We start from the raw sequence: 7,700 nt of genomic DNA, 5'->3' as shown, positions 1-7,700 counted from the left end.
CGGCACGCTCACGGACTTCAGGCGAAAATTTGTTGTTCTTGCTCATGGCTCCATTTTCTCAAAGGTTGGAGCCTCCTCAAAACTCGGTGCGATTCATGGCCGTGAATGTGGACGTGCTCAAGGCGCTGGTGGGCGATGCCACCGTCACCGATGCCGACGAGAAGTACGGCCTTAACTGGCACGGCAAGCGCCGCGCCCGCCAACTGGCGCTCACGCCCAGCACGGGCACGCTGCGCCCCTGCCCGGAAGACAGCGTGGACTGGGAAACCACCCAGAACCTGATGATCGAGGGCGACAACCTTGAAGTGCTCAAGCTGCTGCAAAAGAGCTATGCCGGCAAGGTCAAACTGATCTACATCGACCCGCCGTACAACACCGGCAAGGATTTTGTGTACCCAGACAATTTTCAGGACAACATCAAGAATTATCTGGAATTGACCGGGCAAATCGAAGGCGGGCAGAAGATCAGTAGCAATACCGAGGCCAGCGGGCGGTTTCATACTGACTGGCTGAATATGATTTATCCGCGTTTGAAATTAGCCCGAAGTCTACTTCGGGATGATGGGGTTATATTTGTATCCATTGACGATAGTGAAGCTGCAAATCTGAAGCTTGTCCTTTCTGATGTTTTCGGGGAGGAAAATTTCGTTGACTCAATTGCTGTCGAGATGTCGACAACATCTGGTCCGAAGACGGTTAATGCGCAGCAAGGAACGATTGTAAAAAATGTGGAATTTATCCACATTTATCGAAAGGGTGTAGATTTTGATAAGACTTCACGCACGCCGCTATTGGATGGGATAGATAGCTACGACACGCATTACTCTGCGTGGTTAAGTGAAAATGGAGAAATAGGGTCATTATCTGACGCGATGCTGGCAGATCCCTATGTCAAAGCCGAGATTGAGCAATACGGATTTATTGAGCGAGGTGGGTTTAGTATTAAAAATCTGTCGAAGTTGATGATGCTCTCGGAAGCGGTCAAGGATTTTATCGAGATCAATGCAAAAAGTATTGCTCGTATTGATCGCCCTCCTGTGTCGGCCAATGGTCAGTCAACTGAAGTTGGGAAATGGATTGAGTTCGAGGCGGATCATAGGACCTACTATCTGACTACGTTAGAAAATGGATCGCTGCAAGCCCTCATGCCTCTCTCCTTAAATTACAGAATGTCGGATGATTACAAGCCGAGATTTGGAAGAACCGTAATTAGGGGGGACCTATGGAAAGGCTTTCATCAGGACATGGGTAACGTTGCTAAGGAAGGTGAGATTCCTTACGCGAACGGCAAGAAGCCTGTTCGGTTGATTAAGCAGCTAATCAAGTGGGCTAGCAGCTCGGATGACGATCTCATAGTCGATTTTTTTGCCGGTAGCGGAACAACTGCCCATGCCGTGATGCAACTGAACTCCGAGGATTCTCGTCATCGGAGATCTCTCCTTGTGCAGTTGCCTGAGCTTTTGGATAAAGGCGACATCGAGCAAAAGAATGCAGCCGAGCTTTGTGATCAGTTGGGTAGGCCACCATTCATCACTGAGCTGACTAAAGAACGCCTGCGCCGCGCCGGTGACAAGGTTTCGGCTGACGATCCTGATCGGAAGGGCGACGTCGGCTTCCGCGTCTTCAAGCTCGACACCTCCAATATCCGCGCCTGGAATCCGAAACCGGAGGATCTGGAAGCCACGCTGCTCGATCATCAGGACCACCTACTTGAAGGCCGCAGCGAGGCTGATTTGCTCTATGAGCTGTTGCTCAAACTAGGCCTCGACCTGTGCGTGCCTATCGAAAAGCGCAAAATCGAAGGGCTTGATGTGCATGCCGTGGGCGGCGGCGTGCTGCTGGCTTGCCTGGCCGAAAAGATCACCCGTGAGCAGGTGGAGCCACTCGCCCAAGGCATCATCGCCTGGCACAAGGAGCTGGCCCCCGCCGGTGACACCACATGCGTGTTCCGCGACAGCGCCTTTGCCGACGACGTGGCCAAGTCCAATATGGCGGCGATTCTGCAGCAGCACGGCATCGCCACCGTGCGCAGTCTGTGAGGCCCGCCATGCAGCCCTATGTGCCCGATGCACTACCCCTGAGCGAACTGAATTACCGCCTGTTGCTGCCCTTGGTGGGCCAGGCCAATGCCGCACTGGCCCGCTATGACGGCTTGTTGGCGGGCATCCCCAATCCGGCGGTGATGCTCTCGCCGCTGACCACGCAGGAAGCGGTGCTGTCGTCCAAAATCGAAGGCACACAGGCGACGGTGGACGAGGTGCTGGAGCAGGAGGCGGGCTTGCTCAAAGAGGGAGAGAAGTACAAGGACATCCAGGAAATTTCCAATTACCGCCACGCCTTGTTCAAGGCGCGGGAGTATCTGGAGGTGTACCCGATCCGCCTTGGTTTTGTGCGCGAGCTGCACCGCATTCTGATGAACAGCGTGCGCGGCCAGGACAAGACGCCCGGCGAATTTCGCCTCGACCAGAACTGGATCGGTCGCCAGGGCTGCAGCATGGAGCAGGCAACGTTCGTGCCGCCCAACCCGTTACAGCTGCCTGACTATCTGCAAGCATGGGAGCTGTATCTGGATGGCGATGACGTGGACTTTTTGCTGCAGGTGGCGGTGGTTCATGCGCAGTTCGAGTTGCTGCACCCGTTCAAGGACGGCAATGGCCGTATTGGCCGCATCCTGATCCCGCTGTTTCTCTACCAGAAGCGGGCGCTGTCGCAGCCGATGTTCTACCTGTCCGAGTATCTGGAAAATCACCGGGACGAGTATTACCAACGGCTCAAGGCGATCTCCGCCGAGTGCGATTGGGATGGCTGGATTGTCTTTTTCCTGCGCGCCATCATTGAACAGGCCAGCCAGAACATTCGCCGGGTGGAAGCCATCAAGACGCTCTACGACGAGATGAAGACGGCCATTCAGGAAACCACCCGTTCCCAATACTCGGTGCACTTGCTGGACGCCATTTTCAGCAAGCCCATTTTCCGCACCTCGGATCTGGCGCAGCAGCTGGCGGCGGACTATGGCATTCACGACAAGACCGCCCCCGCGTTGCTGCGGCAGTTGCGCGATGCCGGCATTTTGCGCGAGCTGCAGCCCGGCAGTGGTCGCCGTGCCGCCACCCTGTGCTTTCCCCGCCTGATCAACCTTGCCGAAGGCCGGGAGGTTCTATGACGGGCTTGTGTAGCGGCTGGACTCCACAAAGATGTTTGTGGAGTCTGATTGTATTTTTGCGCTCCGCAAACGTGTTTGTGTCGTTTGCGGACTCCACAACGACCAGGATGGCCCATGAAGCTGCATTTTGAACCCGATCTCGACTACCAGCTTCAGGCCATCGAGGCGGTCTGCGACCTGTTCCGCGGCCAGGAGCAGTGCCGCACCGAATTCACGGTGACCATGAGGCTGCCCGACGAGGCGCAGATGTCGCTGGATGTGGCGCAGTCTGACCTTGGCATGGGCAACCGCTTGACCCTGCTGGACGATGAACTGCTCAAGAACCTGTCAGACATCCAGTTGCGCGGTGGCCTGCCGCCCTCCGGCTCGCTGACCTCGGGCGATTTCACGGTGGAGATGGAAACCGGCACCGGCAAGACCTATGTGTACCTGCGCACGATTTTCGAGCTGAACAAGCGCTACGGCTTCAGCAAGTTCGTGATCGTGGTGCCATCGGTGGCGATCAAGGAAGGCGTCTACAAAACCCTGCAAATCACCGAGGAGCACTTCAAGGGGCTCTACGCGGGCGTGCCCTTCGATTTCTTCCTGTACGACTCGGCCAAGCCGGGGCCGGTGCGCAACTTTGCCACCAGTTCCAACATCCAGATCATGGTGGTGACGGTGGGCGCCATCAACAAGAAGGATGTGAACAACCTCTACAAGGAGAGCGAGAAGACCGGTGGCGAGAAGCCCATTGACCTGATCAAGGCAACCCGGCCGATCATCATCGTGGATGAACCGCAAAGCGTGGACGGCGGCCTGGAAGGCCGTGGCAAGGAAGCGCTGGATGCGATGAACCCGCTCTGCACGCTGCGCTACTCCGCCACCCATGTGGACAAACACCACATGGTGTTCCGCCTGGATGCCGTGGATGCCTACGAGCGCAAGCTGGTCAAGCAGATCGAGGTGGCGTCGGCCACGGTAGAGGACGCGCACAACAAGCCTTTCGTGCGCCTGGTAAAGGTGGAAAACAAGCGTGGCCGCATTAGCGCCAAGGTCGAGCTGGATAAACAGACCGGCACCGGCGTTCAGCGGGTTGAAGTGACGGTCAGCGATGGCGACGACCTCCAGCAGAGCGCCGATGGCCGCGCGATCTACGCCGATTTTCGGGTGGGCGAGATCAACACAGCCAAGGGCGAAGAGTTCATGGAGCTGCGCTACCCCGGCGGCGAAGTGTTTTTGCAGCCGGGCCAAGCCCACGGCGATGTGGATGCGCTGGCCGTACAACGCGAGATGATCCGCCGCACGATCAAGGAGCACCTGGACAAGGAAAAGCACCTGCGCCCGCTAGGGATCAAGGTGTTGAGCCTGTTCTTCATCGACGCGGTGGACAAATACCGCCAGTACGACGCAGACGGCCAGCCGGTCAAGGGCGTGTATGCGCAGATATTCGAGGAAGAGTATCGTCGCGCCGCCAAGCTGCCGGCCTATCAGAGCTTGTTCGCCGAGATCGACCTGGCGTTTGCCGCCGAGGACGTGCACAACGGCTATTTCTCCATCGACAAGAAAGGTGGTTGGACTGACACCGCCGAGAACAATGCGGGCAACCGGGAGAATGCCGAGCGCGCCTACAACCTGATCATGAAGGAGAAGGAAAAGCTGCTGTCCTTCGGCACGCCGCTGAAGTTCATCTTCTCTCACTCCGCGCTCAAGGAAGGCTGGGACAACCCCAACGTGTTCCAGATTTGCACCTTGCGTGACATTCAGACCGAACGCGAGCGCCGCCAGACCATTGGCCGTGGGCTGCGCCTGTGTGTCAATCAGGACGGCGAGCGGGTGCGCGGCTTCGAGGTCAACACCTTGACTGTGGTGGCCACGGAAAACTACGAACAGTTTGCCGAAAATCTGCAAAAGGAAATCGAGAAAGACACAGGCATCCGCTTCGGCATCGTGGAGCAACACCAGTTTGCCGCCATTGCCGTGACAGGCGCTGATGGGCATGCCGCTCCGCTGGGTATCGAGCAATCGAAAGCGCTGTGGGAACACCTGAAGGCCGCCGGTCATATTGATGCCAAGGGCAAGGTGCAAGATTCACTGAAAACGGCGCTGAAGAACGGCACCTTGGCACTGCCTGCCGAATTTGAGGCACAGAAGGGCCAGATTGCCGAGGTGCTGCGCAAGGTATCGGGCCGTCTGGACATCAAGAATGCCGACGAACGCAGACAGGTTCCGCTGCGCAAGGGGAGCGATGGCAAGGCCATTTACCTGAGCGACGAGTTCAAGGCGCTATGGGATCGCATCAAGCACCAGACCACTTACCGCGTGCAGTTCGACAACGCCAAGCTGGTGACTGACTGCATCGCTGCTTTGCAGAAAGCCCCGGCGATTGCCAAGGCCCGGCTGCAATGGCGCAAGGCCGATATCGCCATCGGCAAGGCGGGCGTCGCCGCGACGGAGAAGGCAGGCGCGGCGACCGTGGTGCTGGACGAGACGGACATCGAGCTGCCGGACTTGTTGACCGACCTGCAAGATCGTACCCAGCTCACTCGGCGCACCATCGTCAGCGTTTTGACCGGAAGCGGCCGCCTGGACGACTTCAAGCGCAACCCGCAGCAATTCATTGAGCTGGCCGCCGAGACCATCAACCGCTGCAAGCGCTTGGCCCTGGTCGATGGCATCAAGTACCAGAAATTGGGCGACCAGCATGTCTATGCGCAGGAGCTGTTTGAGAAGGAAGAGCTCACCGGCTATCTCAAGAACATGCTGCTGGATACCCAGAAGTCGATCTACGAGCACGTGGTGTACGACTCGACCACCGAGCGGGACTTCGCCGATGGGCTGGAGAAAAACGAAGCCATCAAGCTCTACGCCAAGCTGCCAGGCTGGTTCAAGGTGCCCACGCCACTGGGCACCTACAACCCCGACTGGGCCGTGCTGGTGGAAGAGGATGGTAGCCAGCGCCTGTACTTTGTGGTGGAAACCAAGAGCAGCCTGTTCACCGACGACCTGCGCGACAAGGAAAGCGCCAAGATCGAATGCGGCAAGGCACATTTCACTGCGCTGGGGGTTGGTGAGAACCCCGCCCGGTATGTGGTTGCGCGCTCGGTTGACGATCTTTTGACCGAGGCGGCAAAGGGGTAGGTTCTGCCGTCGTTCACAGCGAGATACATAAACCACAAGGAGCAGAGGCCCGAAATGAAGATCCAATCCGTTCGCATCCGAAACTTTCGCACGTTGAAAGACGTAACGATTCCGTTCGATTCCGTCACGACTTTCATCGGGCCGAACGGTGCCGGCAAATCAACGGTGCTTCGTGCGCTTGACTGGTTCTTCAATGGCAAGCCCGGCTCGCTGACAGAAAAGGATTGCTCTTTTGGGGCGACGGACGAAGACATCGAGGTTCAGGTCACCTTCGCAGACCTCACCGAAAAGGATCGCGAGGCACTCGGCAAGTACGCACCTGAAGGAGTAGTCACGTTCACTGCATGGAAGCGCCGATCCCCTGACGGCGCCGATGTGCTCTCCGCCAATGCAAAGGGATTCCCAGCTTTCAATGCTATCAAGGCGGCAGGCGGTGTGACTGCGAAGAAAGATCTGTACGCCACTCTCCGGCGCGAGCGCCCGGAGCTTGATCTTCCTGCTGCGAATACCGGCCCGGCCGTGGAGCAGGCGATGACAACTTGGGAGGCGGCTCATACGGATCAACTTCTCGATGCCCCCGAAGCTTTGCAAACCAATTTCTTTGGGTTCAACAGCGGCGGCAAGATGAGTGGGCTCTTCGACTTCGTTTTGGTGACGGCCGACCTTCGGGCAAGTGAGGAGTCGATCGATGGCAAGGCAAGCATCATTGGGCGAATCCTTGAGCGCTCGATTGATCGAACTGCTGCTGATGAGGCGATCGCGGAAATCGTTGCCGAGTCACGGGCAAAGCAGCAACAGGTTTATGAAGAGAAGTTCAAGGAGCAACTCGGGACCATCACAACGCAGCTCAATGAGGTCGTCACAACCTATGCGCCAGGCCGGGCAATCACGGTTTCTCCGGCAGAAGTGGAGCTCAAGGCTCCCCGCACAACCTTTGATGTAGCCGTGCTCGATGGCACCACTGAAACAGCTGTAGAGCGACAAGGGCACGGTTTTCAACGCACGCTGCTGATCTCGGCTCTGCAGCTCTTGGCGCAATCGGGCGCGGCCTCCGCTGAGGGTGTCATCTGTTTGGCCATCGAGGAACCGGAGCTTTTCCAGCATCCGATCCAGGCGCAGACCTTTGCGAAGGTGCTTAGGTCGCTCGCCGAAGATACTGGCAAGCGCATCCAGGTAACCTATGCCACGCATAGCCCCTACTTCTTGGAGGCACGACATTTCCATCAAGTCAGACGGCTGACCAGATCAACTGACGAAATTCCGGTGGTGACGGTTCACTTTGCCACGGTTGAGGATGTGAAGGCCAGGCTACATGGAACAGTGAATCGCACCGAGTTTTGAGGAGGCTCCAACCTTTGAGAAAATGGAGCCATGAGCAAGAACAACAAATTTTCGCCTGAAGTCCGTGAGCGTGCCG

General features: G+C 57.3%; 3 protein-coding genes and 1 pseudogene. All 4 read left to right on the top strand.

Going from position 1 to position 7,700, the window contains the following annotated elements; all coding sequences use genetic code 11:
* The first annotated feature begins 44 nt into the window (after positions 1-44).
* Positions 45-2,039 (top strand): site-specific DNA-methyltransferase, encoded by a 1,995-nt coding sequence (locus ABD104_RS29930; protein ID WP_343928861.1) that lies wholly within the window; start codon positions 45-47, stop codon positions 2,037-2,039.
* Between the two features lie 8 nt (positions 2,040-2,047).
* Entirely contained in the window at positions 2,048-3,163 is a 1,116-nt protein-coding gene (locus tag ABD104_RS29925; protein ID WP_054910550.1) for a Fic family protein, read from the top strand.
* Between the two features lie 114 nt (positions 3,164-3,277).
* Positions 3,278-6,283 carry a type III restriction-modification system endonuclease gene (locus ABD104_RS29920; RefSeq protein ID WP_343928860.1) on the top strand — a complete coding sequence of 1,002 codons (3,006 nt, stop codon included), beginning with the start codon at positions 3,278-3,280 and terminating at the stop codon, positions 6,281-6,283.
* 54 nt (positions 6,284-6,337) lie between these two features.
* Positions 6,338-7,609, top strand: a pseudogene (locus ABD104_RS29915) (ATP-dependent nuclease); the annotation flags it as partial.
* Positions 7,610-7,700 lie beyond the last annotated feature (91 nt).

The organism is Pigmentiphaga daeguensis (assembly GCF_039523035.1).
Lineage (GTDB): Bacteria > Pseudomonadota > Gammaproteobacteria > Burkholderiales > Burkholderiaceae_B > Pigmentiphaga > Pigmentiphaga daeguensis.
This window is presented reverse-complemented; position numbering and strand designations above follow the sequence as displayed.

Excerpts from the sequence above, each read along its gene's own strand:
- ABD104_RS29930 (WP_343928861.1), top strand. The coding sequence starts at position 45 with ATGGCTCCATTTTCTCAAAGGTTGGAGCCTCCTCAAAACTCGGTGCGA.
- ABD104_RS29925 (WP_054910550.1), top strand. The coding sequence starts at position 2,048 with ATGCAGCCCTATGTGCCCGATGCACTACCCCTGAGCGAACTGAATTAC.
- ABD104_RS29920 (WP_343928860.1), top strand. The coding sequence starts at position 3,278 with ATGAAGCTGCATTTTGAACCCGATCTCGACTACCAGCTTCAGGCCATC.